30 protein-coding genes are annotated in these 26,098 nt (G+C 70.7%); 19 read left to right on the forward strand and 11 right to left on the reverse strand.

Annotated elements, in window-relative coordinates:
* The 4 genes from VMS22_18585 to VMS22_18600 are packed head-to-tail and all read left to right on the forward strand — an operon-like array spanning nucleotide 1 to nucleotide 3,400.
* Nucleotides 1-825 (forward strand): TIGR03619 family F420-dependent LLM class oxidoreductase, encoded by an 825-nt coding sequence (locus VMS22_18585; GenBank protein HXJ36043.1) that lies wholly within the window; start codon nucleotides 1-3, stop codon nucleotides 823-825.
* On the forward strand, nucleotides 822-1,913 hold the full coding sequence (locus VMS22_18590) for a glutathione S-transferase family protein (GenBank protein HXJ36044.1): 1,092 nt from the start codon (nucleotides 822-824) through the stop codon (nucleotides 1,911-1,913). The genes VMS22_18585 and VMS22_18590 overlap by 4 nt, the downstream gene beginning before the upstream one ends.
* A 15-nt stretch (nucleotides 1,914-1,928) precedes the next feature.
* Complete coding sequence (sugE, locus tag VMS22_18595; protein ID HXJ36045.1) at nucleotides 1,929-2,243, forward strand: quaternary ammonium compound efflux SMR transporter SugE; 315 nt, start codon at nucleotides 1,929-1,931, stop codon at nucleotides 2,241-2,243.
* Nucleotides 2,244-2,245: 2 nt separating this feature from the next.
* Nucleotides 2,246-3,400, forward strand: a complete 1,155-nt coding sequence (locus VMS22_18600; GenBank protein ID HXJ36046.1) for a phytanoyl-CoA dioxygenase family protein — start codon at nucleotides 2,246-2,248, stop codon at nucleotides 3,398-3,400.
* 144 nt (nucleotides 3,401-3,544) lie between these two features.
* Here VMS22_18600 and VMS22_18605 read toward each other — a convergent pair whose 3' ends face one another.
* Nucleotides 3,545-4,477: an NAD(P)-dependent oxidoreductase gene (locus tag VMS22_18605; protein HXJ36047.1), complete on the reverse strand. Its 933-nt coding sequence runs from the start codon at nucleotides 4,475-4,477 to the stop codon at nucleotides 3,545-3,547.
* Nucleotides 4,478-4,524: 47 nt separating this feature from the next.
* Here VMS22_18605 and VMS22_18610 point away from each other — a divergent pair, with 47 nt between their 5' ends.
* Genes VMS22_18610 through VMS22_18620 form a run of 3 tightly spaced genes read left to right on the forward strand, consistent with a single transcriptional unit; the run spans nucleotide 4,525 to nucleotide 5,709 of the window.
* Nucleotides 4,525-5,028: a MogA/MoaB family molybdenum cofactor biosynthesis protein gene (locus VMS22_18610; protein HXJ36048.1), complete on the forward strand. Its 504-nt coding sequence runs from the start codon at nucleotides 4,525-4,527 to the stop codon at nucleotides 5,026-5,028.
* A gap of 2 nt (nucleotides 5,029-5,030) precedes the next feature.
* Nucleotides 5,031-5,273: a MoaD/ThiS family protein gene (locus VMS22_18615; GenBank protein HXJ36049.1), complete on the forward strand. Its 243-nt coding sequence runs from the start codon at nucleotides 5,031-5,033 to the stop codon at nucleotides 5,271-5,273.
* 1 nt (nucleotide 5,274) lies between these two features.
* Nucleotides 5,275-5,709 carry a molybdenum cofactor biosynthesis protein MoaE gene (locus VMS22_18620; protein ID HXJ36050.1) on the forward strand — a complete coding sequence of 145 codons (435 nt, stop codon included), beginning with the start codon at nucleotides 5,275-5,277 and terminating at the stop codon, nucleotides 5,707-5,709.
* A gap of 18 nt (nucleotides 5,710-5,727) precedes the next feature.
* Here VMS22_18620 and VMS22_18625 read toward each other — a convergent pair whose 3' ends face one another.
* Nucleotides 5,728-6,645: a polyphosphate kinase 2 family protein gene (locus VMS22_18625; protein ID HXJ36051.1), complete on the reverse strand. Its 918-nt coding sequence runs from the start codon at nucleotides 6,643-6,645 to the stop codon at nucleotides 5,728-5,730.
* Nucleotides 6,646-6,688: 43 nt separating this feature from the next.
* The gene (locus tag VMS22_18630; GenBank protein HXJ36052.1) at nucleotides 6,689-7,381 is read right to left on the reverse strand and encodes an MgtC/SapB family protein; all 693 of its coding nucleotides are present in this window, start codon (nucleotides 7,379-7,381) and stop codon (nucleotides 6,689-6,691) included.
* A gap of 144 nt (nucleotides 7,382-7,525) precedes the next feature.
* On the opposite strand from VMS22_18630, the gene VMS22_18635 reads away from it, so the two are divergent.
* Both VMS22_18635 and VMS22_18640 read left to right on the forward strand, forming a co-directional pair.
* A complete protein-coding gene (locus tag VMS22_18635; GenBank protein ID HXJ36053.1) occupies nucleotides 7,526-7,942 on the forward strand; it encodes a hypothetical protein in 417 nt (138 codons plus the stop codon).
* 10 nt (nucleotides 7,943-7,952) lie between these two features.
* Nucleotides 7,953-8,492, forward strand: coding sequence for a DUF4136 domain-containing protein (locus VMS22_18640; protein ID HXJ36054.1), 540 nt, complete (start codon nucleotides 7,953-7,955; stop codon nucleotides 8,490-8,492).
* Nucleotides 8,493-8,505: 13 nt separating this feature from the next.
* Here VMS22_18640 and VMS22_18645 read toward each other — a convergent pair whose 3' ends face one another.
* Nucleotides 8,506-10,326, reverse strand: a complete 1,821-nt coding sequence (locus VMS22_18645; protein ID HXJ36055.1) for an alpha/beta fold hydrolase — start codon at nucleotides 10,324-10,326, stop codon at nucleotides 8,506-8,508.
* A gap of 145 nt (nucleotides 10,327-10,471) precedes the next feature.
* Between VMS22_18645 and VMS22_18650 the strand changes: the two genes are divergently transcribed.
* The 9 genes from VMS22_18650 to VMS22_18690 all read left to right on the forward strand — a co-directional run bounded on the left by VMS22_18650 (nucleotide 10,472) and on the right by VMS22_18690 (nucleotide 20,712).
* Nucleotides 10,472-11,587, forward strand: a complete 1,116-nt coding sequence (locus tag VMS22_18650; GenBank protein ID HXJ36056.1) for an MlaE family lipid ABC transporter permease subunit — start codon at nucleotides 10,472-10,474, stop codon at nucleotides 11,585-11,587.
* Nucleotides 11,584-12,321 carry an ATP-binding cassette domain-containing protein gene (locus VMS22_18655; GenBank protein ID HXJ36057.1) on the forward strand — a complete coding sequence of 246 codons (738 nt, stop codon included), beginning with the start codon at nucleotides 11,584-11,586 and terminating at the stop codon, nucleotides 12,319-12,321. Before VMS22_18650 ends, VMS22_18655 begins: the two co-directional genes overlap by 4 nt.
* Nucleotides 12,322-12,326: 5 nt before the next feature.
* Nucleotides 12,327-13,196 (forward strand): MlaD family protein, encoded by an 870-nt coding sequence (locus tag VMS22_18660; protein ID HXJ36058.1) that lies wholly within the window; start codon nucleotides 12,327-12,329, stop codon nucleotides 13,194-13,196.
* Between the two features lie 11 nt (nucleotides 13,197-13,207).
* Complete coding sequence (locus VMS22_18665; protein HXJ36059.1) at nucleotides 13,208-13,783, forward strand: ABC-type transport auxiliary lipoprotein family protein; 576 nt, start codon at nucleotides 13,208-13,210, stop codon at nucleotides 13,781-13,783.
* Nucleotides 13,784-13,789: 6 nt separating this feature from the next.
* Nucleotides 13,790-16,201, forward strand: coding sequence for an AsmA-like C-terminal region-containing protein (locus tag VMS22_18670; protein HXJ36060.1), 2,412 nt, complete (start codon nucleotides 13,790-13,792; stop codon nucleotides 16,199-16,201).
* 171 nt (nucleotides 16,202-16,372) lie between these two features.
* Nucleotides 16,373-18,019 carry a tetratricopeptide repeat protein gene (locus tag VMS22_18675; protein ID HXJ36061.1) on the forward strand — a complete coding sequence of 549 codons (1,647 nt, stop codon included), beginning with the start codon at nucleotides 16,373-16,375 and terminating at the stop codon, nucleotides 18,017-18,019.
* 1 nt (nucleotide 18,020) lies between these two features.
* Nucleotides 18,021-18,788 (forward strand): hypothetical protein, encoded by a 768-nt coding sequence (locus tag VMS22_18680; GenBank protein HXJ36062.1) that lies wholly within the window; start codon nucleotides 18,021-18,023, stop codon nucleotides 18,786-18,788.
* On the forward strand, nucleotides 18,788-19,744 hold the full coding sequence (locus VMS22_18685; protein ID HXJ36063.1) for an ABC transporter ATP-binding protein: 957 nt from the start codon (nucleotides 18,788-18,790) through the stop codon (nucleotides 19,742-19,744). Before VMS22_18680 ends, VMS22_18685 begins: the two co-directional genes overlap by 1 nt.
* On the forward strand, nucleotides 19,741-20,712 hold the full coding sequence (locus VMS22_18690; protein HXJ36064.1) for an oligopeptide/dipeptide ABC transporter ATP-binding protein: 972 nt from the start codon (nucleotides 19,741-19,743) through the stop codon (nucleotides 20,710-20,712). The genes VMS22_18685 and VMS22_18690 overlap by 4 nt, the downstream gene beginning before the upstream one ends.
* A 19-nt stretch (nucleotides 20,713-20,731) precedes the next feature.
* Here VMS22_18690 and glk read toward each other — a convergent pair whose 3' ends face one another.
* Nucleotides 20,732-21,712, reverse strand: coding sequence for a glucokinase (gene glk, locus VMS22_18695; GenBank protein ID HXJ36065.1), 981 nt, complete (start codon nucleotides 21,710-21,712; stop codon nucleotides 20,732-20,734).
* A 47-nt stretch (nucleotides 21,713-21,759) separates the two neighbouring features.
* On the opposite strand from glk, the gene VMS22_18700 reads away from it, so the two are divergent.
* Entirely contained in the window at nucleotides 21,760-22,173 is a 414-nt protein-coding gene (locus VMS22_18700) for a polymer-forming cytoskeletal protein (GenBank protein ID HXJ36066.1), read from the forward strand.
* A gap of 155 nt (nucleotides 22,174-22,328) precedes the next feature.
* Here the strand turns inward: VMS22_18700 and VMS22_18705 are convergent, their stop codons facing one another.
* Genes VMS22_18705 through trmD form a run of 6 tightly spaced genes read right to left on the reverse strand, consistent with a single transcriptional unit; the run spans nucleotide 22,329 to nucleotide 26,094 of the window.
* Nucleotides 22,329-23,012: a hypothetical protein gene (locus VMS22_18705; protein ID HXJ36067.1), complete on the reverse strand. Its 684-nt coding sequence runs from the start codon at nucleotides 23,010-23,012 to the stop codon at nucleotides 22,329-22,331.
* Nucleotides 23,013-23,019: 7 nt separating this feature from the next.
* Nucleotides 23,020-23,709, reverse strand: coding sequence for a hypothetical protein (locus tag VMS22_18710; protein HXJ36068.1), 690 nt, complete (start codon nucleotides 23,707-23,709; stop codon nucleotides 23,020-23,022).
* Nucleotides 23,706-24,380 (reverse strand): hypothetical protein, encoded by a 675-nt coding sequence (locus tag VMS22_18715; protein HXJ36069.1) that lies wholly within the window; start codon nucleotides 24,378-24,380, stop codon nucleotides 23,706-23,708. The genes VMS22_18710 and VMS22_18715 overlap by 4 nt, the downstream gene beginning before the upstream one ends.
* Nucleotides 24,381-24,438: 58 nt before the next feature.
* Entirely contained in the window at nucleotides 24,439-24,792 is a 354-nt protein-coding gene (gene rplS / locus VMS22_18720) for a 50S ribosomal protein L19 (GenBank protein ID HXJ36070.1), read from the reverse strand.
* Between the two features lie 14 nt (nucleotides 24,793-24,806).
* Complete coding sequence (locus VMS22_18725; protein HXJ36071.1) at nucleotides 24,807-25,367, reverse strand: RNA methyltransferase; 561 nt, start codon at nucleotides 25,365-25,367, stop codon at nucleotides 24,807-24,809.
* The gene (gene trmD / locus VMS22_18730; GenBank protein HXJ36072.1) at nucleotides 25,360-26,094 is read right to left on the reverse strand and encodes a tRNA (guanosine(37)-N1)-methyltransferase TrmD; all 735 of its coding nucleotides are present in this window, start codon (nucleotides 26,092-26,094) and stop codon (nucleotides 25,360-25,362) included. The genes VMS22_18725 and trmD overlap by 8 nt, the downstream gene beginning before the upstream one ends.
* Between the last annotated feature and the right edge of the window lie 4 nt (nucleotides 26,095-26,098).

The following is a 26,098-nucleotide window of genomic DNA, read 5'->3' on the forward strand; positions in this document are numbered from 1 at the left end:
ATGAAGCTCGGCCTCTACCTCCGCAACATGGGACCGCAGTCGACGCGCGAGACGATTCTCGCGTGCGCGAGGGCCGCCGAGGCGGCCGGGATCGACGACCTCTGGGTCGCCGATCACATCGCGATCCCGCCCGACGAGGCCGAGGGCTCGGGCGGCCGCTACCTCGATCCGCTCGCGACGCTCGCCTTTCTCGCCGCCGCGACCACGCGCATCGGGCTCGGCACGGGCGTCCTCGTGCTGCCCTACCGGCCGCCGCTCGCGACCGCGAAGTGGGTCGCGTCCATCCAGGAGCTTTCGGGCGGGCGCCTGCGCTTGGGCGTCGGCGCGGGATGGATGGAGGCCGAGTTCCGCGCCGTCGGGGTGGCGCGGAAGGAGCGCGGCCGCGTGACCGACGCGACGCTCGCCTTCCTGCGCCGCTGCTTCGACGCCGACGAGGTCGAGTCGAACGGCCAGCGCTTCCTCTTCCTTCCGCGTCCTCCGCGTCCGCCGATCTTCGTCGGCGGCGCGCCGCCGCACGCGTTCCGGCGCGCCGTCGAGCTCGGCGACGGCTGGATGCCGAACGGCGGCAGCGACCCGGTGGCGCTCCGTCCCGCGATCGAGCAGCTCCACGAGCTGGCCGCGAAGTCGGGGCGACCGCGCCCGGAGGTCGTCATGGTGACGACGCTGCCGCTCGGCGAGCCCGCACGCGCCGCGGACGTCGTCCACGAGCTCGCCGATATCGGCGTGACGCGCGTGGTGCACGGCCTTCGCTACCCGGACGCCGCCGCGTTCGCGCGCGCGGCCGAAGCGCTCGCGACGCACGTCGCGACAAAGGGGGTTTCGTGAGATCCAGACACCATCGCTTCTACGCCGCCGAGGTCTCCTACTTCTCGGCGAAGGTGCGACCGGCCCTGCGCTACAAGCACGTGCCGTTCGACGAGATTCTGCCGACGCCCCAGGCGTACCGCGAGGTGATCCGTCCGCGGACGGGTCTCTCGCAGATCCCCGTGCTGGTCACGCCCGACGGCGAGGTGTTCCAGGATTCGAGCGTCATCCTGGACGAGATCGAGCGCCGCTACCCGGAGCCGCCGCTCTACCCGAAGACGCCCGTCCAGCGGATGCTGGGGCTCGTCCTCGAGATCTACGACGACGAGTTCCTGCTCCTGCCCGGCGTGCACTACCGCTGGAGCTTCCCCGAGAGCGCCACCAAGGCGATCGCGGACTTCACCGCGTCCTCGGGCGATACGCAGGGCGCGACACGCCTCGCCGAGAGCGTACAGGTGTTCACGCGTGTGTCCGGCGTCACGCCGGAGACGATCCCCGCCGTCGAGGCGCACACGAAGGAGCTGCTGCGGGCCTTCGACGCCCATCTGGAGGAATACCCGTACGTCCTGGGTGCGCGGCCGTCGCTCGGCGACTGCGCCCTCATCGGGCTTCTGTATCCCCACCTCTACCTCGACGCCGTACCCGGGCGGCTCATGCGCGAGATCGCGCCGCGGATCTGCCACTGGATCGAGCGGATGAACCACCCCGATCCCGAGAGCTTCGGTGACTGGCTCCCCGTCGACGCGATTCCGCCCACGATGCGTCCCGTCGTCGAGCTGGCCGGCGAAGACGCCGTCCCGTTCATCCTCGACATCGCGCGCGCCTTCGAAGCGTGGGCGGACGCCAACATGACGCACGAGGGATTCCTCCCGCGCGTGGTCGGGATGCACGGGTCGAGCTTGCGCGGCATCCCGCTCGAGCGCATCACGACGCCGTACACCATGTGGATGGTGCAGCGGGTGACCGACGCGTATCGCGCGCTCGCGGCGCAGGAGCGCGCCGCGGTCGACGCGGCGTTCGCCGGCACCGGAGTCGAGGCGCTCCTCGCGTACGTGCCGCGCCGCCGGGTGCGCCGCGACCCGTGCCGGCTGGTGCTCGACCACACCTGAGGGAGGGAAGCCGCGATGCCTTGGGTGGTCCTCATCGTCGCCGGGATCTTCGAGATGGGCTGGGCGATCGGGCTCAAGTACACCGACGGCTTCTCGCGCTTGTGGCCGACCGTGTGGACGGCGGCGTCGATGGTCGTGAGCCTCTACCTCCTCGGGCAGGCGCTCCGCACGCTCCCGGTCGGGACGGCGTACGCGGTGTGGACCGGCGTCGGGGCCGTCGGCACGGCCGTGCTCGGCGTCGTCCTGCTCGGCGAGCCCGCGACGCCCGCGCGCCTCGCCTGCATCGGCCTCGTCGTCGCCGGGATCGCGGGTTTGAGGATGGTGAGCTGACCGTGGAGCTCCCGCCGCTCGACTTCGACGACGTCCACCGCCGCGTGCTCTCGGAGCGATTGCGCACCGGGATCGGCCGCATGGCGGCGGCCGACGTCGCCGGCGTGCCCTCGATCGCGCTCCGTCTCGTGGACGGCCGATCGTACCGCTTGACACCGGACGGAGGAGAGATCCGCATCGAAGCCGGCGACGACGCGACCACGGTCGTCCTGATGGACGAGGACGCCTGGTGCGACTTCGCCCGCGAGCTGGCGACGGCGGCGGGCCTCCTCTACGGCGATCGCCTGCGCTTCGTCGCCGGCGGATCACCGGACCTGGAGCGCTGGGAGCCTGCGCTGCGCGCGCTCTACAGCGGCCGGTCCATCTTCGATCCGAGACACACGGTGCTCCGCGGGCGCGACGGCGTGGCGCTCGACCCGAGCCGCAGCTTCGCGCTCGGCGATCCCGACGACGAGCTGCGGGACTTCCTGCACGCGACGGGCTACCTCCACGTGCGGAGCGTCTTCACCCGGGACGAGATCGCCCGCCTCGTCGAGGTCGTCGAACGCCACCAGTCGGAGGCGAAGCCCGGTGACGGGCGCTCCTGGTGGGCGAAGCGGACCGACGGAGCGCAGGTTCTCTGCCGCCTCATCTATCTCGGGCTCGTGTCGCCGGAGATCGCGGCCCTCGCCGACGATCCGCGGCTGCGTCGCCTGGCCGCGCTCTCCGACACGCCGCTGCGGGCCGTGCACGACCACAGCGACGGCGACTCGGTCGTCATCAAGAACGCGAACGTGTCCGAAGGCCTCTCGGACCTTCCGTGGCATCGCGACTGCGGCCTCGGGGGGCATCCCGTACGGTGCCCCTCGATCAACCTCGGCGTGCAGCTCGATGCGGCGACGGAAGCGAGCGGCCGCCTCCATTTCGTTCCAGGGTCGTGGCGGGGATCGTGTCACCGCAGCGACCTCTCGCGTGCCGCGACCGTCGCCGTCGACACGGAGCCCGGCGACTGCACGCTCCACTTCGGCGACGTGATGCACGCCGCGCCGCCACCTACCGGCACCGGCCCGGGCCGCCGCGCCTTGTACGTGACCTACATGCCCCACGAAGCCGACGCGTTCATTCCCGCGGGCAAGAGCTACAACGACGTCATCCTGAAGCGCGTCGGCGGGCTCTAGGAGGCCGACCCAAGACTCCGTCTTGGGTCGGGGTAGGACGCGAGTGTGTCGCGTTCGTGGCACGCGCGACCGGCATGCCGCGGCCAGCCAAGCTGGCGCGGGAGACGAAATACGCCCGTTGGGTTGCGGCGTCACGCCGGCCTCCTAGTATCCTGCCGCAACGTCGACGACGCCTTCGAGGGGCTCGCCGGCGAGCATTCGGCGCAGGTTCGCGACGAACTTGCCGACCAGGACGTCGCCGCCGCCGGGGCCGTTCCACGACACGTGGGCGGACAGGTGGACGCGGGGATGCGTGTACATCCAATGCCCATCGGGCAGCGGCTCCGGCTCGACCGCGTCGAGCGACGCCAGCGCCACGCGTTCGTCGTCGAGCGCGCGGCGGAGCGCCTCGTCGTCTACGAGCGGGCCGCGCGCCACGTTCACGAGATGGACGCCGGGCTTCACGACGCGCAGCGCTCGCTCGCCGATGATCCCGCGCGTCTCGGCCGTGGCCGGCGTGACCAGCACCAGGTGATCCGCCGTCGCGAGCAGATCGTCCAGCGTCGGCGCGATCTCGACGCCGTGGATCGGGCTCGGCGCCGCCGTGCGCCGGAAGGCACGCACGCGCATGCCGAACGGCAGCGCGCGCGCGGCGATCGCGCTGCCGATGCCGCCGATCCCGACCAGCGCGAGCGTCTTCTCGTACAGGCCGCCCATGGTCGGCCGGAAGTTCCACGACGACGGGAACGCGCGCAGCCACTCCGCGGGGAGGTTCTTCTCGAACGCGAGCATCTGCGCGAGCACCCACTCGGCGATCGGGATGGCGCTCGCGCCGCGCGAGCAGGTGAGGAGGCGATCGCCGACGACGTCCAGGGGAAAGCGATCGACGCCGGTGCCGACCGTGTGGATCCATCGCACGCCGGTGGTGGCGAGGACCTCGGCCAGGTTCGGCGTGCCCCACGGCAGCGTCAGCAGCGCGTCGGCGCGAAGCTGCGGGTCGATCGGATCGGCGGTAGGGATCACGATCGTCTCGACGCCGGGAACGGCCTCCGCGATCTGCGCCGCGAACGAGTCGCCGAGGTGGACGAGCACCCGCACGCTCCGCGTCCTAGCGCGGTCCCGCCGGCCCGGCTAGAGTCCGGCCCATGTCGGTCGAGGCGCATCGCGCCGAGGGCAAGCGCGTGATCGCGTGCGCCGTCCTCACCGTGAGCGATACGCGGACGGTCGAGACCGACACGAGCGGAGCGAGGACGGGCGAGCTGCTCGCCGCCGGCGGCCACACGATCGTCGATCGGGCGATCCTCCCCGACGAGCCGGCGCGCGTCCGCCGACACGTCGAGGCGCTTCTCGGCAGGCCGGACGTCGACGCGATCTTCGTCAACGGCGGCACGGGGCTCGCACCACGCGACACCACCTACGAGGCGATCGCCGGGCTGCTCGAGAAGCGGCTCGACGGCTTCGGCGAGATCTTTCGCATGCTGTCGTTCCAGGAGATCGGCGCCGCTGCGATGCTGTCGCGCGCCGTCGCGGGCGTCGCACGCGGCAAGGTCGTCGCCTCGATGCCGGGATCGACCGCCGCCGTCGAGCTCGCGATGACGAAGCTCCTGGTCCCCGAGCTCGGCCACATGGTGAAGCTCGCGCGGGGCTGACCGTGACCGTCCGCCTGCGCGTCTTCGCGATCCTCCGCGAGCGGCTCGGCGCGTCCGAGATCGAGCGCACCGCGGGGCCCCGGACGACGGTGGGCGCGATCTGGCGCGCGGTCGTCGCCGAGCATCCCGAGGTCGCGCGCGTGCGCGTCCGCTTCGCCGTGAAGGAAGCCTACGTCGACGCCGACTACCGCCCGAAGGACGGCGACGAGGTGGCGGTGTTCCCGCCCGTGTCGGGAGGCGCCTAGCGTGTTCCGGATCGTGAAGCGACGGATCGACCTCCGGGCGCTCGATGCCGCGGTCCGCCATCCGCGCGCGGGTGCGATCGTCACGTTCGTCGGGACGACGCGGAGCGAGAACGTCGGCCGTCGGGTCCGGCGGCTCGAGTACGAAGCGTTCGTCTCGATGGCGACGAAGGAGATGCGCGCGCTCGCCGCCCAGGCGAAGAAGCGCTGGCCGCTGCGCAAGGTGGCGATGGTGCATCGCCTCGGCGTCGTGCCGGTCGGCGAGGCGAGCGTCGCGATCGCCGTCTCGGCGGGCCATCGCCGCGAGGCGTTCGAGGCGTGCCACTGGCTCATCGACCGCCTGAAGGAGATCGTGCCCATCTGGAAGAAGGAGCACTATCACGGTGGCGAGGTGTGGATCGGCGTGCAGCAGGGCGGTCCCGCGCCGCGCTCGAGCTAGTATCCGCAGTCCGAAGAGCTAGGCCTCCTTGTCGAGCGCGCGGCGGGCCTCCCGGAGCTGGGCCCGCTGCACGCGGTCGACCTTGGGATAGTGCAGGTCGAGGTCGATTAGCGCATCGACGACCGCCGCCGCCACCACCAGACGCGTGAACCACTTGTTGTCGGCCGGGACGACGAACCACGGCGCGTGCGGCGCCGCCGTCGCGCGGATCGCGTCCTCGTAGGCCTGCATGTAGTCCTTCCAGTACTGGCGCTCGGTGACGTCGGCGGCCGAGAACTTCCAGTTCTTGCGGGGGTACTGGAGCCGTTCGAGGAAGCGCTTGCGCTGCTCGGCGCGCGAGACGTGCAGGAAGAACTTGAGGATCACCCATCCCTGCCGCGCGAGGTACTGCTCGAAGCCGCGAATGTCCTCGTAGCGCTCCTCCCAGATGTGCTTGCTCACGAGCTGCGGCGGCAGCTTCTGGCGCGCGAGGATCTCCTTGTGCACGCGCACCACCAGCACCTCCTCGTAGTAGGACCGGTTGAAGATCCCGATCCGGCCGCGCTCGGGGAGGCACCTGGCCGAGCGCCACATGAAGTCGTGGTCCAGCTCCTCGTTCGACGGTGCTTTGAACGAGTAGACCTGGCACCCCTGCGGGTTCACGCCCGACATCACGTGCTTGATCGTGCCGTCCTTGCCGGCGGCGTCCATCGCCTGGAAGACCAGCAGCACGCCCCAGCGATCCTGTGCGTAGAGCATGTCCTGCTGGGTTTTCAGCACCTCGATACCGCGGGCGAGCGTCTCGTTCGCCTTCTTCTTCCCGATGTCGAGGCCGCGCGTGTCGCCCGGATCGATGTCCTTCAGGCGAAAGTGCTTGCCCTTCGTCACCCGGAACGGCTTCACGAACCGCTCGGCGATCTCACCTGCGCGCCTGACATCCGGATCCTTCTTCGGCATGCGCGAGACGTACCGTGGTGGGGTGCGCCGCGTCCACCAGGCGTCAGACCGCCGGCGTCTCCTCGTGGATCTCGCGCACCTCGGGAAGCGCGGCCAGCTGGGCGAGCAGATCGCGTTGGTGACGGCGTGGCAGGCGGAAGAGGAAGCGCCCCCGAGCGAAGTCGCCCGATCCCTCCACGGTCCCCACGACCTCGTAGGCGACGTCGAACGCGACCAGGAGCTGCTCGATCCGGATCAGCGTCTTGCCGTGGTTCGGGTCGAAGGCGATCGCGACGAGGGTGGGCGGCAGGCCTGCGATCCGGTGCTCCTCGACGAAATGCAGGGCCACGAGCGTCGCGCGGATCAGGAGCGCGAGGCCGAGGCCGGCGCCCGCCCGGCCCGCCCCGACGACCATGCCCATGGCCGCCGTGATCCAGATCGACGCGGCCGTCGTCGTGCCGGTGACGCCGACGCTCTCGCGCAGGATGACGCCCGCGCCGAGAAAGCCGATGCCGGTCACGATCTGGGCGGCGACGCGGCCGGAGTCGCCGGTCGTAGTGGTGAACGCGAAGGATGCCATCGTGAAAACGGCTGACCCGAGACAGACGAGGACCAGCGTGCGCAGCCCGGCGGGCTTCTCGCGCTGTTCTCGTTCGGCGCCGACGATGGCGCCGCACACGATCGCGACGAGGGCCAGTGCGATCGGCGCCGCGTGACCGGGGAGCAGGCGCCACCAGTCCTCGAGGACGTAGGTCACGGGTGCCGCTTAGCGCGCCGCAGCGCGCGCCGCCAGGTGGGCAGTTGCGGTCGTGCGAGGCCGGACGCTATAGGGCGCCAACCACGAAAGGGGGGGCGTGTGGACGGCCAAACAGCAGCGTGGATCAACCGGGGACGATCGGGCGTGCACGCGGTGGCTCTCGCGATCACGCTCACGGCGATGTGGGGATGCGCGACGGGGGTGAAACCGAATCCGACAATCAACAAGGCGAACGCCGAGGTCGGGAAGATCAGGTACGAGCAGTACTGCACCCCGTGCCACGGCCCGGGCGGCGGACCCGGCACCGCCAAGTACCGCTCGACGGGCGAGCCGGTCGATCTGCGCACCTACGTCGAGCGTAACGGTGGGACGTTCCCGGCGGCGCAGTGGATCGCCGTCACGCAGGACGTGAATCCCGGCGGCGTCCATGCCGACGTGTGGAACACCATCCAGAAGTACAACATGTCCATGTCGCTCTCGAACGACGATAGCGACGCCAAGGGTGTCCTGGCGATGATCGCGAACTACATCATGTCGGTCCAGGTCCCCACCAAGAAGTAGACGCGCATCCATGACACGACTGCCGTCCGTGCTCGTCGCCGCGTTGGCGCTCGCCCTCGCTGCCTGCAGCCAGTTCACGATCCGCACCGGCTACGACAAGTCGGCCGACTTCTCGCACCTGCACACCTACGCCTGGCTGCCCATCGATCAGGCGGCGCCGGCAGACCAGAACGTCCCGGATCGGCTCATCGACACGCAGATCCGCGCCGCGGCCGACGACGAGCTGACGGCGAAGGGCTATCGCAGCGCGAACGGGGGCCCAGCGGACTTCCTGCTGAACTATCGCCTCACGACGCGGGCCGGAGAGGATCTCAGCGCCGACGCGTCGCCGTACGGCTGGGGGTGGTGGGGGTGGCCGGGCGCCGAGGTGACGACCTACTCCGAAGGGACGCTCTACCTCGGCGTGATCGACCCGAAGGCCAAGCGCATGATCTGGCTCGGCGCCGCCGAGGCGCGGATCATGCCGCAGATGTCGATCTCGTACGAGAAGCGGCGCGAGCGCATCTTCGACGCCGTCGACCAGATCCTGGCGAAGTTCCCGCCCCAGTGACCCCGCGCCGCCCTCACGGAGTGGCGAGGTGCTCGACGAGGATGCGGCGCACCTCCTCGATCGTGTGCGGGTTGTCCTGGCAGGAGTGACCCGACTTCACGACCAGCTCGGACTCGACGCCGTCGATGTGCGCGCTCTGGTACGCGACGATGCCGTCGTGGCCCTCCTCGACCGGACCGTCGCCCTGCACGGCGATGATGGAGTGTGCCTTGACGCCAGGCACGACCGAGAGGGACGAGATCGACTTCGCGAAGCGGCTGCCGGGCGTCATGTTGTCGACCGCGGTCGCCACGCGCCCGAAGGACCTTGCCGTGGCGAGGTCGGGGTTCTGCCGCATGACGTCGGTCACCGTGTGCGTGACGTCGAGAGGGAAGGTGATGAACCGGGCGGCGTAGTGGCTGAGCCAGTTGCCGGCGAAGTAGCTCCCGCGGTGCGGCGTCGCGATGAACACGACGCGCGTCACGAAAGGCAGGGGCTCCACGAACATGGATCGCGCGAGGAACGCGCGCGCATTCGGACTGAGGTTGACCTGGTCGAAGGGCTTGTTCGAGACGCCGTCCCAGAAGACGTTCCCGCTGTCGACCGCGGTGAGCTTCGTCAGGAGCCCGCCCTGGCTGTGGCCGATCACGATCATGTGGCGAAGCGCGGGGTCTTTCCCCTCGGGATCGAGCTGCGCAACGGCGCCGGCGAGCGAGTCGCGGAGCAGCATCGCGGAGTAGAGGATGGGGTTGCCGGTGTTGTAGCTGAACAGCCAGAACTGCACGCGATCGCGCAGGCGCGGATCGTTCGACAGCTCGTTCACCATCTGCGCCCAGCGGCCCGCGCTCGACGCCGTGCCGTGCACGAGCACGACCGGCACGCGGCCCGGACGATAGGGCGCCAGCGCGGCGAGCTGGGTCTTCTCGTCGATGAGGCCGGCGCCCTGCAGGAAGCCCTTCAGCTCCTGCGCCCAGACCGGCGACTCTGCGAGCGTGTAGGCGAGGTTCGCCGTCGACTCGACCTCGATCGGCACGGGCTTTCCCGTACCCGGGTCGAACGCCTCGGCGCGGTCCGGCGTCACCAGCGCGAGGGTCGCATCGATGCGGGGCTGGCCGAGCTGCTGGCGCGCGTGGTCGATGCGTAGCAGCGCGGTGACGGCGACCTTCGCCCACGGCTCGACGAAATCCGCGTAGCCCTTCTCGCGATCGAGCGGCTCGGTGCTGGCGCCGAGCGGCGCCCCGATTCCGGGCCATCGATACCGCGTCTGCAATCCGCGCACGTCGAGATCGGCGACCGACGTGAAGTGGACGAGCCGGCGGCTGCCCCAGACGAGCCCGGTCGGATCGACATGGACGTCGAGCCAGCCGAACGGGAGCTGGTAGCTGCCTTCCTGGATCTGCACCTCGTGGTTCGGTCCGGCGAAGCCCTCGGCGATCCCGCGGTTGTAGAGATCGGCGGCGATGCGAAGGCGCGGATCGAACGGATCCGGCCGCGTATGGCCGTCGCCGGGGAAGAGGAACGCGTAGGCGTACACCGACGCCGCCAGGAAGTAGGGGCGCTTGCCGGTCTCTCCGGCGTGGTAGAAGGAGAGCTCCGCCAGCGCGAAGACGTCGTCGCGGTTCTCGCGCCCGGCCACGACCAGCGCGTGCAGGTCCGCGAGCGCGCCGTCGGGGTCGTCGTCGAACCGCTCGACGAGATCGCGTCGGTAGAGGACGTTCTTCGTGGACTGGCTGAGCTTGCCGCTCGAGAGCACGCTGCGCGTGAGGACGCGCTGGACCTGCTCGGGTGAGACGCGCCTCACGCCGACGGGCGTTTCGCAGCCGGCGCCCAGCACGACGGCGATCGAGAGCGCCACCGCGATGCTGCGGCGTCGACGTCCTACCGCGCGGCGCCCCACGTCGTGCTCTCTGGCCGACCGGCGGCGTGCACGCAAGGCGAGGCCGGTTTGCCCGTCCCGGCCCGGTCCGTTATGCGGAGCCCCGAGCGTCAACGGTTCCCTGATGGAAATCACGCGCGCCGAGCAAGAGGGCGGCCGACTCGCGCTTCGACTCGCGGGCACCATCGGCCTCGACGCGGTCGCGACGCTTCGGGCGCGGGCGCAGGAGCTCGCGGGCGAGGCGGCCCGCGGCGTCGACTTCGATCTCTCGAAGGTCGATGCCATGGACGGCAGTGCGATGGCCGTCCTGCTCCAGATGCGGACCGAGCTCGCCCACGGCGGCGCCGACGTCCGCGTGGTCGGCGCGCACGACGCGGTCGCGCGCCTCTACGAGCTGTACGACAGCGCCGAACGCAAGGCCTCGCTGCGCGAGCGACCCGCACCCGTGAGCACGCTCGAGCAGATCGGCCGCGAGGTGGCCGGACTGATCACCGGACTCTTCGAGCAGCTCGACTACCTCGGCAGTCTCCTCCGCGCCTTCCTCGACACCCTGGGCCGGCCCGCCAACGTCAACTGGGGCGACATCCCGCGCGTGATGGAGCGCGCCGGCGCCGACGGCTTCCCGATCGTCGTCATGATCACGTTCCTGGTCGGTATGGTGACCGCGTTCCAGGCCATCGTGCAGCTCCGGCAGTTCGGGGCCGACATCTTCGTCGCCGACCTCGTGGCGCTCTCGGTGGCGCGCGAGCTCGGGCCGCTCATGACGGCCATCATCGTGGCGGGCCGATCGGGGGCCGCGTTCTCGGCCGAGCTCGGTACCATGGCGGTCTCCGAGGAGATCGACGCCTTGAAGACGCTCGGCCTGTCGCCGTACGGGTTCCTCGTCTATCCGCGTCTCGTCGCGCTGCTGCTCGTGGTCCCGCTGCTGACGCTGATCGGCGATCTCTGCGGCATCCTCGGAGGCGTGTTCGTGTCGATGCTCCGCCTCGACATCACGCTCTCCGCCTACCTCCAGCGCACGCAGCAGATGCTTGACCTGTGGGACGTCGGGGGCGGCGTGCTGAAGAGCGTCTTCTTCGGTTGGGCGATCGCCCTCATCGCGTGCCAGCGGGGCATCGCGACGCGCGGCGGCGCTGCGGGCGTCGGGCTGTCGACGACGTCGGCCGTCGTCGCGAGCCTCTTCTCGCTCGTCGTCATCGACGCCGTCTTCACCATCATCTTCAACCTCTACGGCGTATGAGCGAGCCCGTCATCGAGGTCGATCGCCTGACGATCGGATGGGGCGACGTGGTCCTCATGAAGGACATCACGTTCGAGGTACCGGCCGGCGACGTGTTCGCGATCCTCGGCGGCAGCGGCGCGGGCAAGTCGACGCTCCTGCGCAACATGATCGGGCTCGAGGTGCCGAAGAGCGGCACCGTGCGCATCCGCGGCGCGGGCGCGGGGCACGACGACGGCCGGCCGTCGTTCGGCGTCCTCTTCCAGTCGGGTGCCCTCTTCGGGTCGATGACCGTGGGCGAGAACGTCGCGCTGCCGCTGCGGCAGTGGACCGATCTCGACGACGACAGCATCGAGGCGATCGTGCACGCGAAGCTGGCGCTGGTGGGGCTCGGCGGCTTCGAGCATCACCTGCCCGCGGAGATCTCGGGCGGCATGAAGAAGCGCGCCGGCATCGCGCGGGCGCTCGCGCTCGATTCGCCCATCATCTTCCTCGACGAGCCGTCGGCGGGCCTCGACCCCGTGAGCTCGGTCGAGCTCGACAACCTGATCCGGACGCTCTCCGACAACCTCGGCGTCACGGCCGTCGTCGTCACGCACGAATTGCAGAGCATCTTCGCGATCGTGAAGGACTGCATCCTGCTCGACCGCGACGCCCAGGGCATCATCGCACACGGCGACCCGCGCGAGCTCCGGGACCACTCGACCGATCCGCGCGTCTCGCGCTTCCTCAACCGCCGCATCGCAGAAGGGTGACGTCCGTGTCGCAGACCAACCATTGGAAGCTGGGACTCTTCGTCGTGGCCGGGATCGGGCTCGGTCTGGCGACGGTGTTCTGGATCGGGCTGCGGCGTCTCAACCGCGACTCGATTCCGGTCGTCACGTACTTCGACGAGTCCGTGCAGGGCCTCGACGTGGGGTCGCCCGTCAAGTTCCGCGGCGTCACGCTCGGCACGGTCGCGACCATCACGGTCGCGCCGGACCTCCGGCACGTCGAGGTCTGGATGCGCATCTACAGCGACGAGCTGCGCCGCATGGGCTTCGATCCCGACGGGCCGCGCGATCCGCTGCTGCGCCCGCAGCTCGCGTCGGCGGGCATCACCGGCGTCAAGTTCGTCCAGTTCGATACCTTCCCACCCGAGCGCTACAAGGAGGTGGATCTGCCGTTCGCCGTGCCGGAGAGCTACTACGTTCCGGCCGTGCCCTCGACCTTGAAGAGTCTCGAGGAGCTCGCGAACGACTTCGTGGCGCGCCTCCCGAAGCTGCAGGACCAGCTCGGCGACACGCTCATGGAAGCCAAGAAGTCGCTGCGCAATCTCGCCGACCTCGTGGGCTGGGTGAAGAGCGACGAGAGCGGCGTGCGCAAGCTCATCGGGTCGCTCGACGAGGCCGCGCGGACGCTGAAGAAGGCGATCCGCGAGGCCGAGCTCGGGCAGACGACGGGCTCGGTGCGCGCGGCGGCGGGGAGCGTCGGGGGGACGGCGTCGCAGCTCGGCGGACAGAGCGCGCAGCTCGAAGCGACGCTGGTCGCACTGCGCGAGACGCTCGAGGCCGTGCGGGCGCTCGCGGCGCGGCTTGAGCGCGATCCGAGCGCGCTGCTGCGCGGCCGCACGGTGGAGGAGCCGAAGTGAGGAGGCGAGGAATGTCGATGCGGTGGATCGGGGCCGTCTGCGTGCTGCTGGCCGGGTGCCTGCTCCCGTCGCCGCCCGACCCCCCGCGCTACTTCGCGCCGACGACCGAAGACGGCATGCCGCGCGCCGCGACGAACGCGCCCGTGCGCCTGGCGCCGGTGCGCAGCCCGACGTACCTCCGCGAGGCGATGGTATGGCGCCGCTCGGAGGTCGAGTACGGGTTCTACGACCAGCGGCGCTGGACCGAGCTGCCGTCGACCTACGTCGAGCGCGCGCTCGCCCGCGGCCTGTTCGCGGTCGAGCGGACGCCTGGGGAGGGCACGGCGAACCTGCCGGTCGTCTACGCCGAGGTGCGCGCGTTCGAGGACGTGCTCGCCCCCGTGCACGAGGCCCGGGTCGCGGTCGCGATCGAGGTCGTGGACGGCCGCTGCGTGCTCTTGCGGACGACCGTCGCAGCGACCCGCCCGCTCGCGAATGACGATCCCGGAGCGGCCGCGCGTGGCATCGGCGAGGCGCTCGACGAGGTCGCGCAGCAGGCCGACACGGAGATCCGCGACGCCGTCGCCCGTCGCCAGCCCTGCTCGTAGCCGGTCATGATCGGACGATTGCTCCGCCTCCTCGTGGGGATCGTCGTGGTCGTGACGCTGGCCGCCGGGCTCCTCGTCTGGCGCCTGCAACGCGCGCCGATCTCGCTCGACGTCTTCGTGCCGCGAATCGAGGCGGCGCTCGGCGGCGCGGCCGCCGTGCGCATCGGCTCGGTCGAGCTCGTGTGGAATCCGGAGCGCCACCGCCCCGAGCTGCGCGCACGAGACGTGAAGCTCGGGAGCCCCGACGAGGGCTCGACGGTCTCGCTCGCCGAGGTGGCGATCCGCTTCGCGCTCCGCGACCTGCTGCACGGCGGGTTCGCCGTCACGGGGATCGAGGTCCTCGAGCCGCAGCTGAACCTCGTCCGCTCGCATGACGGCCGGATCGTGGCCGGCACGGCGGCGCCGGACGCGACGGCGCCGGAGCAGGGACCCGCGCTCGAGCGGATGGACGCCGTGCTCGGACGGCTTCGCTACGTGGCGATCAGCGACGGGGACCTGAACGTCGTCGACGAAGTGACCGGGACGCGCTGGCACGTGCCGGACGTCGACGGGATGATGTGGCGAGAGGGCACCGGCATCCGCCTGGAGCTCGAAATGAAGCTCGAGTGCGACGCAGCCCGCGTTCCGCTGTCGGTCCAGGGGCTCTTCGACGAGGGCGCGAAACGGTTCGAGGTGCAGGCGAGCGCGGGCGCGCTCGAGACCGCCGCGGGTCTCGCGTGCTGGCCTCCCGGTGCCGCGTCGGAGGCGCGCGCGTGGGTGAAAGCGAACGTCACCGGGGGCACGGTGCGTGACGCGCGCCTAGTACTCGCGGGTCATGCCGGAGAGGGCGCCGGGCTCGACTCGCTCGCGGCGACGCTCGCCTTCGGGGATCTGACGGTCCGCTACGTCGACACCATGCCGCCCGCACGCGGCGTCGAAGGTACGGGCGCGTTCTCGCTCGGCGGCGCCGAGTTCAAGGTCGGCAAGGCCGCCGTCGACGCGCTGCAGGTGAAGCCGGCGAGCGTTCGCCTCGCCTGGGCGGGAGAGGGGCCGCCTCGCATCGCGATCGAGGCCCAGTTCGACGGCCCTCTCTCCGGCGCGCTGGCGGTGCTCGACGCCGAGCCGATCGCGATGAGCGCCGCGCTCCGCATTTCCACCCGCGGCGCGACGGGCCGGATGGCCGGCCGGGTCGGGTTCGACTTCCGGCTCGGGGGCAAGCCCACGCCGGCTGGTCTCGGGCTCGCGGTCAGCGCGACGCTGCGCGGGGCGGCGGTCCCCGAGATGCCGGAGGCGCTGGCGATGACCGCGGGCGACCTCGACATCAAGGTGGACGGCCAGGGCCTCGGTGCGACCGGGCAGGCGCGCCTGCGGGGCGTTCCGGTCCGACTCCGCATCACCGAGCGCTGGGGCGATCCCACGGCGCGACGGATCGAGATCTCGGCTCGCCTCGATCGCGCCGCGCGCGCGACGTTCGATCTCGATTTCGGCAGCACCGTCGAGGGCCCGGTCGACACGAGGATCCAGCTCGGGCGGACGAAGGACGGACAGGACGTGGCGGACGTCGACGTCGACCTCCAGACTGCAACCGTCACCATGCCGGGCATCGCCCTGCGCAAGGCGGCCGGCGTGCCGGGCCGGCTCACGTCCAGCCTCGTGCTGGCGGACGGCCGGATCGCGAGGGTCGAGCGCTTCCAGCTCGCGGTCGGGCAGACGCGGGTGCGGGGAAGCGCCACACGGGCATCCAGCGGAGATCGCTGGGCGACGATCGACGCCGACGCGACGCTGGCGCCCCAATTCCCCGGCGGCCTGCCCGGCACGGCGGTGCTCGCGTTGCGCGGCAGCGACGGTCCCCGGTACGGGGCGACGCTCAGGTCGAGGGACGCCGGTAATCTGGTCGCGAGCTTTGGAAACCCGAACGTGCGCGGCGGGACCCTTTCCTTCGAGGGGACGATCGACCCGTTCGCCGCGGGATCGCCGTTCGCTGGACGCCTCACCTGCGAGAAGATCACCGTTGCGGACATGCCATGGCTCATCCGCGTCATCACGCTGACCTCGATCGCAGGCCTGCTCGGGTCGGACAACGTCGTCCCGTTCGACGCCGTGACGGCGACGCTCGACTACCGCGCGCCGACGCTGGTGGTGAAGGATCTGCGAGCACAGGGTCCGAAGCTCGACCTGCTGCTCGACGGTGCCATCGATCTCGTCGAGGACCGGCTCGACTTCACCGGAACGCTCATCCCATCGTATTACCGGCTGAACGGGGTGCTCGGCCGGATCCCGTTCATCGGCGGCGTGCTCTCGAAGGCGACCGGTGACGCCATTTCGGCAGTCACCTTCACCGTGCGAGGAACGCGGCAGAACCCGGACGTCAGCGTGAAGCCGCTCTCGACGCTCGCGCCGGGCGCGCTGCGCGACGTTTTCCAGAAGCTGGGATTGTGAGCAGCCCCCGCCGCTCTGCGAGGCGCGCGAAAACGGTTTGCGTTTTGCATGTTCGTCGGTCATGGTTGGGTGTATTCCGTCATGTGGCCCCGTGTAGCGGCCGTTTTGGTACTTGCCGTCGTGCTGGTGAGTGGCTGCGCAGGGGTAAGGCAGCGACTCATGGGGACGGGCATGCCCGGAACCCCGGTCGAGTTGCCGTCCGAAGCGGAGCCGCTGGGTCACTTCCTGCGCGGACAAGTCGCGCTCACGCGCAACGACGCGCCCGCCGCCATCAAGGAGTTCGAGAAGGCGATCGCGGCCGACCCGTCGACGCCGTGGCTGCGCCTACGGCTCGCACAGCTCTACGTGCGCGTCGGCAAGCTCGATCTCGCGCTCGAGCAGTGCCAGTACGTCGTCGAGGCCGAGCCGAACAACCTCGATGCGCTCGCGCTCGAAGGCGGCGTCCTGTCGGCGCTCGGTCGCGACCAGGAGGCCATCGCGGTCTACGAGCACGTGCTGCAAGTCGATCCCGACGTGCAGGAGGCGTACCTCTATCTGGGCGCGCTCTACGGAAAGCGCGGCGATCTCGCCCTCGCGGTGGCGACGCTGCAGAAGCTCACCGCGCGCAATCCGACGTCGATCCTCGGCTACTACTACCTGGGCCGCGTGTACGCCGGCGCCGGGCAGCTCGACAAGGCGGAGCACTACTACCTCGAAGCCCTGAAGCTCTCGCCGCAGTCGGAGCTGATCCTCACCGATCTCGCCGTCGCGTACGAGGCGCAGGGCAAGACGCAGAAGGCGGTCGAGCTCTACGAGCGCATCCTCGCCGCGAATCCGCAGAGCGTGATCGTTCGGCGCCGGCTCGGCGGCATCTACGTCGGTCAGAAGCGGTTCGACGACGCGCTGGCGCAGTTCCGCGAGATCGAGCGCATCGACGGCGACCCGCGCGAGGCGCGCACCAAGATCGGCCTCATCTACTTCGAGAAGGGTGACCTCGACCGCGCCGCCACCGAGTTCAACCTCGTCCTCGCCGCCGATCCCAAGAACGACCGCGTGCGGTACTACCTCGGCGCGGCGTACGCCGAGCTCGGCGAGACGTCGCACGCGCTCGACGAGTTCGACAAGGTCGACGAGAAGTCCGACTACTACGTCGACGCGCGCGTCCGGCGCGCCACGATCCTCCAGAAGGACAACCTCAAGCAGGCGATCTCGGAGATCCAGGACGCCTTGAAGGTGAAGCCCGACTCGCCCGAGCTGATGAGTTACCTCGCCTCGCTCTACCGCGAGCAGCGCGACTACCCGAAGGCCGTGACGATGCTCGAGCGCGTCGTCCAGCAGTATCCCGACAACGATCGCTATCGCTTCACGCTCGGCGCCGCGTACGACGAGATGAACAACAGGGATCGCGCCATCGAGGAGATGCAGCGCGCGATCGCGATCAACCCGAAGAACGCGCCTGCGCTCAACTATCTCGGCTACACGTACGCGGACATGGGCGTGAAGCTCGACGAGGCGGAGGTGCTGATCCGCCGCGCGATCGAGCTCGAGCCCGACGACGGCTTCTACATCGACAGCCTCGGCTGGGTGTACTTCCAGCGCGGCGACTACAACCGCGCGGTCGAGACGCTCGAGCGCGCCGCGGAGCTCGCCGGCGAGGATCCGACGATCGTCGAGCACCTGGGCGACGCGTACCTGAAGACCGGACGGGCCGACTCGGCCCTCCAGTCCTACAAGGACGCGCTCGGACACTCGAAGGACCAGGCGCAGATCGAGCGCTTGAAGGAGAAGATCCACGGGCTGGGCGAGGCGAGCCGCGCCGAGGCGTCGCCCCATTCCTGACGTGCCGCGGGCCGCGCTCCGGAGCCGGATCTGGCTCCTCGGCCTCGTGCTCGTCGCCGGGTGTGCCGGTCTGCGGGGCCTCGGGCCTGCGCGGCCGACGACGACCGACGAGCTCCTCGCCGGCGTCTCCGCGCGCCGCGCAGCCGTGACGTCGCTCCGCGCGCGCGTCCGGCTGCGTTCGGGCCTCGCGCGCGTGTGGACGCGCCAGGCGGTGCTCGTGCAGCGGCCGGCCGCGATCCGCATCGACGTTCTGTCGCCGTTCGGCCTCGCGCTCGCGGTCGGAACCGAGGGGCGCACGCTGTGGGCGTACCCACCCCAGCAGGGCGTGCTCTACGAAGGCGTCGCGAGCCCGGCGAACCTCCAGCGTCTGCTCGGCACGCCGCTCGCGGTCGAAGATCTGGTCGACGTGTTTCTCGGTGCGGCGCCGGCCCGAACGCCCACCGCGGAGCCCACGCTCGCGCGCGACGGCGACGCGTACGTGCTGACGATCCCGTACCAGGGCGGGACGCAGATCCTGCGCTTCGCCGTCGACACGCTCGACATGGTCGGCATCGAGGAGCTGCGTGACGGGGCGGCGCCCATCCGCGTCACCTTCGGCGACTACGAGGACGGCTTCGCGCACGCGCTCGATCTCACGGGTGCCGACGGCGTGGCCGCGAGCATCGCGTACGACCAGGTCGAGCGAAACGCGACGATCGACCCCGCGGCGTTCACGCCGCCGGCGGCGCAGCGGGTCCTGCCGCTCGAGCGTGCGGCGGCGCCCTCCTGATGCCGCTCCTTTCGGTCGAGCACCTGACGATGGAGTTTCCGAACGACGGGGCTCCGGCGCGGGCGATCGACGACGTCTCGTTCGAGCTCGAGCGCGGGCACGTGCTGGGGCTCGTCGGCGAATCGGGGTGCGGCAAGAGCATGACCGCGCTCTGCGTGATGCGGCTCGTTCCGACCTCCGGCCGGATCGCCGCCGGCCGCATCGTCTTCGACGGGCGGGATCTCCTCGCGCTGCCGGAGCACGAGATCCGCGCGCTGCGCGGCGCGCGCATCGCGATGATCTTCCAGGAGCCCATGACGGCCCTGAATCCCGTGCTCACGGCCGGCTACCAGATCGCCGAGGCGCTGCGCATCCACGAGCCCATCTCGCGCCGCGACGCGTGGGCCCGCGCCGTCGAGCTCCTGGGGGAGGTCGGCATCCCCGAGCCGGCGACGCGCGCCCACGACTACTCGCACCAGCTCTCGGGGGGCATGCGCCAGCGCGTCATGATCGCGATGGCGATCGCGTGCAAGCCCGACCTCCTCATCGCCGACGAGCCGACGACCGCGCTCGACGTGACGATCCAGGCCGAGATCCTGGATCTGCTACGCCGCCTGCGCGACACGCGCGGCATGGCGGTCGTGCTCATCACGCACGATCTCGGTATCGTCGCCGAGCAAGCCGACCGCGTCGCGATCATGTACGCCGGGCGCATCGTCGAGCAGGCGCCGACGCGCGAGCTGTTCGCGAACCCGCTCCACCCCTACACGCGCGCGCTCCTGCGCTCGATGCCGACGCTCGGCGCGCACCGCGAACGCCTGGAGGCCATTCCCGGCAACGTGCCCGACATCACCCGCCGCCCGAGCGGCTGCAGCTTCCGCGACCGCTGCGCGCTCGCGACCGCGGACTGCGCCACCGCGCCACCCGCGCTCGTGCCCAAGGCCCCCGCGCACGCCGTCGCGTGCATCAACGTATGACCCCGCTCGTCGAGGCCACGAACCTCACCAAGACGTTTCCGGTCGGGCGCAACGTGCTCGGCCGGCCGCGGGCATGGGTGCGCGCGGTGACGGACGTGTCGATGACGCTCCAGCCCGGTGAGACGCTCGGGCTGGTCGGCGAGTCGGGATGCGGGAAGTCGACGCTCGGGCGGCTGCTCCTGCGTCTCATCGAGCCGACCTCGGGCGACGTCCGCTTCGAGGGACGCTCGCTGCTCGGTCTGCGTGGCCGCGAGCTGCGCGCGCTGCGGCGCCGGATGCAGGTCGTGTTCCAGGATCCGTACGGGTCGCTCAACCCGCGCATGCGCGTCGAGTCGATCGTGGGCGAGGGCCTCTTGATCCACAAGATGGGCAACCGCGCCGAGCGCCGCGCGAAGGTGCGCGAGCTGCTGGAGCTGGTGGGCCTTCCGCCCGAGGCGGCCGTCCGCTACCCGCACGAGTTCAGCGGCGGGCAACGCCAGCGCATCGGGATCGCGCGCGCGCTCGCGCTCGGCCCGAGCTTCGTCGTCGCGGACGAGGCGGTCTCGGCGCTCGACGTGTCGATCCAGGCACAGATCCTGAACCTGCTCCAGGACCTGCGGCGGCGGCTGGCGCTGACGCTGCTCTTCGTGTCGCACGACCTGCGGGTGGTGGAGCACCTCGCCGATCGGGTGGCGATCATGTACCTGGGACGCATCGTCGAGGAAGGGCCGCGCGCGGCGGTCTACGGCAACGCGCGTCACCCCTACACCCGCGCGCTCCTCTCGGCCGTTCCGGTTCCCGATCCCACGCGCAAGGCGGAGCGGCAGCATCTCCCGGGCGAGCCGCCGAGCCCGGTCGCGCCGCCGCCCGGCTGCGCGTTCCATCCGCGCTGCCCGTTCGCGATCGAACGCTGCCGGGTGGACGTGCCCGAGCTCGTGGCGGGGCGGGGCGGGCACGCCGTCGCGTGCCACGTGTTTCCCGTCGAGTGACGGCCGGCGCGTCGCGGAATCAGGTCCGCGGCAGCATCCGGCGCGCGACGGCGGCGGCGCCAGCCAGCGCCGCTTCGCCGGTCACCACGCGCACCGGAATGCGCCGCAGGAGGTCCGTCTTGCGTCCCTTGGCGACGAAAGCCTCCATGAAGAGGTCGCTCCAGCGGCCTTCGAGCAGCCGGGCCGCGATGCCCCCCGCGACGTAGATGCCGCCGAACGTCAGTCCCTTCAGGGCGAGGTTCCCCGCCTCGGCGCCGTAGCTCCGGCTGAAGATCTCGAGCGCGCGCACGCAGATGAGGTGCTCGGCCGCGATGCCCGCGGACGTGACGACCATCGACGGCTCCTTCGCGATCGCGAGGCTGCGGCGGAGCTCCGGCGGCTCCTCCTCGCGCCCGGAATCACGCAGGAATTCGTAGACCCGCACGATGCCGGGGCCGGACACGACCGCCTCCCAGCTCACGTGCCCGCTCGACCGCGCCAGCCACTCGTAGAGGGCCACGTCGAGCTCGTCGCGCGGGGCGAAGTCGGCATGGCCGCCCTCGGAGGCGAGCGCGACCGGCGTGTCCTCGTGCCATCCGACGAGGGTCTCGCCGAGCCCCGTCCCCGCCGCGATGACCGCGACGTTGCCGCGTGGAAGCGCGGTGCCCATCGCGATCGTCCGCAGCTCGGCGTCGGGAAGCTCGATCACGCCGTAGGCCGCGGCCTCGAGGTCGTTCAGCAGGCGGACCTTGGCCCCGCCGAGCGCTTCCGACAGCGCGGCCGCATCGAGCTGCCAGTCGAGGTTGGTCATCTTGATGCGGCCCTCGAGGACCGGTCCGGCGGCCCCGAACGCGGCGGCCAGGACGCGTGGATTGCCGGCGTCGTCGAGGAAGCGGCGGATCACGCCCTCGGGGCCCTCGAAGTCGACGTTCGAGAAGATGCGCTCGTCGCCGAGCGGTCCACCCGCATCACCCAGCACGAGCCGGGTTCGCGTACCTCCGATGTCGCCCGCGAGAATCACGAAGTCCCTGATTTACAGCAGCCCCGAATGCACATATAGGCACGCCGATGGCAAGTGCACCCGACCTCCTCACGCGAGCGCAGAGCTGGCAGGACGTGCGCGTCTCGCTCGGGTCCGACGCCGAGGTGTCGGGCAAGCTCTCGTTCGCGACCGCGACCCGCATCGAGGGGAAGCTGAAGGGCGAGATCCGCTCGAGCGACCTCCTCATCATCGGTCCGTCGGCCGTCGTGCAGGCCACGATCCGCGCCGATCGTCTCGTCATCCTCGGCGAGGTGAACGGCGAGGTGCAGGGCGCGACGCGCGTCCAGATCTGCTCGGGCGGCAAGCTCTACGGCGACGTCGAGACGCGCGGCCTCGTGATCGAGGAAGGCGCCGTGCTCGAAGGCCGGTGCAAGATGGGCGATGCGGCGCCGGCGACGGCGAAGCCCGTCGCGACGCCGGCGACGCAGCCGAGCGCGTAGCGAGCGGTCGGTCTACAGCACTTCTCGTCTTCACGATACGGTGACGACGATAGAGGTCGACCATCGTTCCCGGGCCCATGAAGCGCGCTTCCCGCCTCTCTCATGCCACGGAGGGGCACGTCGACTTCCCGACTCCACGACACGAGCGAGTACGCTCAGGGCCCGACGGCGTGCAGCGGCGGCGTGATCGCGAGGTCGGCGAGCGTCTTCGTCGACGCCTGGAGCAGTGAGTTCAGCGTGGACATGTACGCCGGCAGCTTGCAGCAACCGCCCCGCGGCGTGATCGTGACGCAGCCACCCGAGAAGTTCGAGGTCTCGTTCGAGTTCGCGATCGTGACACTCGCCGGAAGACCCGGGACGAAGACGGTGTCGCCGACGGCCTCGAGTTCCGGGAGGAACGTGTCCCCCAGAACCATCGGGGAACCGGTGCAGTCCGTGGACGTGTAGTAGACCGTCCCCACGGGCTTGCCGGTGTAGTCGACGCCGAGCAACGCGGGTCCGGGGAGCGCATCGCGTCGCACGAGCACTTCGATCACCGTTAGGCCCTCGAGGAGGTTCTTGCTGGCCGCCAGGGACCACTCGACGTAGACGGCCGGGCCCACTTCCCGTGATTTGCTGTCCACCAGGCGGATGGGCGACGGACCGGTCGGTCCCTTCGGTCCCTGCTGCCCCGCGGGACCCGGCGCGCCCACGCCCTCGAGGGCGACCGGCACTTCCTTCGCGCGACACGCATCGCGCACGACGATCGTGCTCGCGCGCGTCTTGCACAGGACGGCGGCGCCGCCGTCGGTCGCGCCGAGGAGCGACAGGGCAACGCCGATTCGCACGAGCCTACCCATCACGACCTCACCTGACGACCGCATGGAACGGCGGCACCAGACCGAACACGCTCAGCGGGACGCGCGCCGTCGGGACCTGGCCGCTCACGGTGCCGCTGCTCGTTCCGCAACACGTGCCGCGCCCCGTCGGGCTGAGTCCGACCGGACAGGAGCTCCCCTCGAGCGTGTACTCGTAGGATCCAGTGGTGATGCTGCGGGCGCTGCCGGTCGCGTAGTACGCCGCGAGCCCCCACACCGGCGCAAGCGGCGCGAGGCCCATGGGCGGAAGGTAGAAGCTCTCGATGTATGCGACACCCGAGCAGTCCGCGCTCTCGTAGGCCAGCTGGTCAAGGCTCGAACCGAAGCCCGAAGGATAGACCTGCAGCATGAGGGGCGTCGGGAGCGACGCCGCAGTCACTTCGACGAGCGCCGCTACGGAATAGAAATTGACGATCTTGCCCACCTCGACGCCGTTCGAGTCGACGAGCCGGAGGGGGAACTGTCCGGGATCGCCCGCGGGTCCGGGATCGCCCATCGTTCCGCGAGGACCCGCAGCGCCGAAGGCGCTCGTATCGACGGGGTGCTCCCGCTTGCGGCATGCGTCTCGCACGAGGAGCTGGCCCTTCTTCTTCTCGCACAGCGCTGCGCCGCTCGCCGAGGACGAGAGCGCCGCGACCACGACGGCCGCGATCAGCAGGCGCGTCGGCGTCCGTCTCATCGCTGCACCATGAAGGGGAGCGTCACGCCGAGCGTGGAGATCTCGATGGTCTTCGCCGGCGAGCCTGCAGCACTCCCGCTGAAATCCGTGCAGCACGTACCTCGCGAGGTGGCGACGGAGCCGCTCGAGCAGCTTCCGGGCGATGGGGACTCGAGCGATTTGTGCTCGATCACGTCCGGCGCCGCGGTCGCGTAGTAGCCTACGGTGCCGACCACGATGACGGGCGGCACGAGCCCGACGCTGCCGTAGACGAACGGCGTGCCGGTACATCCGGGCTCCTCGTAGTAGACGTCGGGAACATCGGCGAGGAAGCCTCCCTCCACGGATACTACGAACTGCACCGGCGTTCCGTCAGGCAGCGTCACCTCCACGCGCACGCGTGCCGTGTCGAAGCCAAGCACCAGGCCGAACGGATGGCCCTGCGCGTCGACGAGACGATACGGATGTCCGCCGGGCGACCCGGTCGGGCCGGCGATGCCGTCCGCGCCCGCGGGACCGACGAGCCCGACTGCCGTCTCGTCGATCGCGCGTTCGCGCTTCCTGCACGCCGTCCGCTCGACCACCTGACCCGACCGCTTCACGCAGAGGACATCGCCGCGCGCATCGCGGAGGGCGACGCCTGCGAGCGCGACCGTCGCGACGAGAAGGAAGGCGCGGGTTCGGCTGGCCATCGGCAGCAGGTGCGGGCGGACGCTACGCCGAGGGTGTCGGCGGCGTCAAGGCGCGGCGCTAGCTCTTCGCGCCGCTGTCTTCGGCGACGCGGGCGGCACGGCCTGCGCGGCTACGCAGGTAGTAGAGCTTCGCGCGGCGCACTGAGCCGCGCGTGGTGACCTCGACCTTGTCGATGCGTGGCGAGTTCACCGGAAAGATGCGCTCCACGCCGACGCCGTAGGACGTCTTGCGCACGGTGAAGGTCTCGCGGTTCTTCGAGCCCGCGCGGCCGATGACCGTGCCCTCGAAGACCTGGACGCGCTCCTTGTCGCCCTCGACGACCTTCACGTGCACGCGCACGGTGTCGCCGGGCTTGAAGGGCGGCACGTCCTTGCGCAGCTGCTCGGCCTCGATCCGGTCGATCGGGTTCATGGAACTCCGGGTTTCTATCGTCCATTGCGGAGTCGGTCAAGGATGACGGCGGCCGCGCTCCGGACGGACAGGTGGTTGTAGTCGCCGATCCCGCGCACCGGCTCGAGGAGCGCATCGCAGCGATCCAGGACCTCCTTCGTGAGCCCCCAGCCCGTTCCGAAGACGAGCAGGACGGGCGGGCCGTCGCCGCGGATCTCGTCGCGCAGCGCACCGTAGGAGAGCCGATCGGTCCCCTCGCGCGCGCTCGTCGCGACCAGGCGCGGCAGCACGCCCGTCTCGCGCTCGACGTCGGTCATCGCGGCGTCGAGCTCGTCGACCACGCGCACGACCGCGAGCGCCTCCTTGCGGGTCTCGTTGTAGGCGGCGCCGGGGCCGGTCTCCCAGTGCCAGATGATGCGCGTCACCAGACGCTGGAGCGTCGGGACGGGCGTGCAGACGTAGAAGCCGCGCACGCCGTACGTGCGCGACAGCCGTGCGATGTCGTGCACGTCCATGTTCGTCACGGCCGTCGTCACCACCGCGCCGTTCTTGTCGAGCACCGGGTGGTGGACGAGCGCGACGTAGAGGTCAGCCATCGGGCGGCTTCCATCCGAGCGATCGCAGAAAGCTCCGGTCCGCGTCGTCGAGCGGCGCGGTCGCGAGCAGGTCGGGCCGGCGCTCGAGCGTCGTGCGCAGCGCCTGCTGGCGGCGCCAGCGCGCGATGGCGCCGTGGTCGCCGGAGAGGAGCACGTCGGGCACACGCACGCCGCCAAGATCCGGCGGCCGCGTGTACTGCGGTCCCTCGAGGAGGCCGGTCGCGAACGAATCGTCGACCGGAGACGCCGCGTTGCCGAGCACGCCGGGGAGGAGGCGCACGATCGCGTCCAGCACCACCAGCGCCGCGAGCTCGCCGCCCGACAGCACGTAGTCGCCGATCGACAGCTCCTCGTCGACGTGCGCCGCCACCCGCTCGTCGATTCCCTCGTAGCGCCCGCACACGAAGAGCAGGCTCGGCAGCGCCGCCAGCTCGGCCGCCTTCGCCTGCGCGAAGCGCGCGCCCCGCGCCGCCAGCATGATCGTGCGCGGCCGGCCGTCGGCGCGGACGTGCTCGATCGCCGCGAGCAGCGGCTCGGGCTTCATCACCATCCCCTGGCCGCCGCCGTACGGGACGTCGTCGACCATCAGGTGCTTGTCGGTCGCGTAGTCGCGGAGCTGGTGCACCGCGACGTCGAGCAGGCCCTTCTCGCGCGCGATGCGGATCGGCCCGGTCGCGAGGGGCCCGCCGAACAGCTCCGGAAAGATCGTGAGGAAGTGGACCTTCACGGCG

The sequence above is a fragment of the Candidatus Eisenbacteria bacterium genome (genome assembly GCA_035577985.1).
In the GTDB taxonomy this organism is placed as follows: domain Bacteria; phylum Desulfobacterota; class Binatia; order DP-6; family DP-6; genus DATJZY01.

Excerpts from the sequence above, each read along its gene's own strand:
- VMS22_18585 (HXJ36043.1), top strand. The coding sequence starts at position 1 with ATGAAGCTCGGCCTCTACCTCCGCAACATGGGACCGCAGTCGACGCGC.
- sugE (HXJ36045.1), top strand. The coding sequence starts at position 1,929 with ATGCCTTGGGTGGTCCTCATCGTCGCCGGGATCTTCGAGATGGGCTGG.
- VMS22_18610 (HXJ36048.1), top strand. The coding sequence starts at position 4,525 with ATGTCGGTCGAGGCGCATCGCGCCGAGGGCAAGCGCGTGATCGCGTGC.
- VMS22_18625 (HXJ36051.1), bottom strand. The coding sequence starts at position 6,645 with ATGCCGAAGAAGGATCCGGATGTCAGGCGCGCAGGTGAGATCGCCGAG.
- VMS22_18640 (HXJ36054.1), top strand. The coding sequence starts at position 7,953 with ATGACACGACTGCCGTCCGTGCTCGTCGCCGCGTTGGCGCTCGCCCTC.
- VMS22_18650 (HXJ36056.1), top strand. The coding sequence starts at position 10,472 with ATGGAAATCACGCGCGCCGAGCAAGAGGGCGGCCGACTCGCGCTTCGA.
- VMS22_18655 (HXJ36057.1), top strand. The coding sequence starts at position 11,584 with ATGAGCGAGCCCGTCATCGAGGTCGATCGCCTGACGATCGGATGGGGC.
- VMS22_18665 (HXJ36059.1), top strand. The coding sequence starts at position 13,208 with ATGTCGATGCGGTGGATCGGGGCCGTCTGCGTGCTGCTGGCCGGGTGC.
- VMS22_18670 (HXJ36060.1), top strand. The coding sequence starts at position 13,790 with ATGATCGGACGATTGCTCCGCCTCCTCGTGGGGATCGTCGTGGTCGTG.
- VMS22_18675 (HXJ36061.1), top strand. The coding sequence starts at position 16,373 with ATGCCCGGAACCCCGGTCGAGTTGCCGTCCGAAGCGGAGCCGCTGGGT.
- VMS22_18685 (HXJ36063.1), top strand. The coding sequence starts at position 18,788 with ATGCCGCTCCTTTCGGTCGAGCACCTGACGATGGAGTTTCCGAACGAC.
- VMS22_18690 (HXJ36064.1), top strand. The coding sequence starts at position 19,741 with ATGACCCCGCTCGTCGAGGCCACGAACCTCACCAAGACGTTTCCGGTC.
- VMS22_18700 (HXJ36066.1), top strand. The coding sequence starts at position 21,760 with ATGGCAAGTGCACCCGACCTCCTCACGCGAGCGCAGAGCTGGCAGGAC.
- VMS22_18705 (HXJ36067.1), bottom strand. The coding sequence starts at position 23,012 with ATGGGTAGGCTCGTGCGAATCGGCGTTGCCCTGTCGCTCCTCGGCGCG.
- VMS22_18710 (HXJ36068.1), bottom strand. The coding sequence starts at position 23,709 with ATGAGACGGACGCCGACGCGCCTGCTGATCGCGGCCGTCGTGGTCGCG.
- VMS22_18715 (HXJ36069.1), bottom strand. The coding sequence starts at position 24,380 with ATGGCCAGCCGAACCCGCGCCTTCCTTCTCGTCGCGACGGTCGCGCTC.
- rplS (HXJ36070.1), bottom strand. The coding sequence starts at position 24,792 with ATGAACCCGATCGACCGGATCGAGGCCGAGCAGCTGCGCAAGGACGTG.
- VMS22_18725 (HXJ36071.1), bottom strand. The coding sequence starts at position 25,367 with ATGGCTGACCTCTACGTCGCGCTCGTCCACCACCCGGTGCTCGACAAG.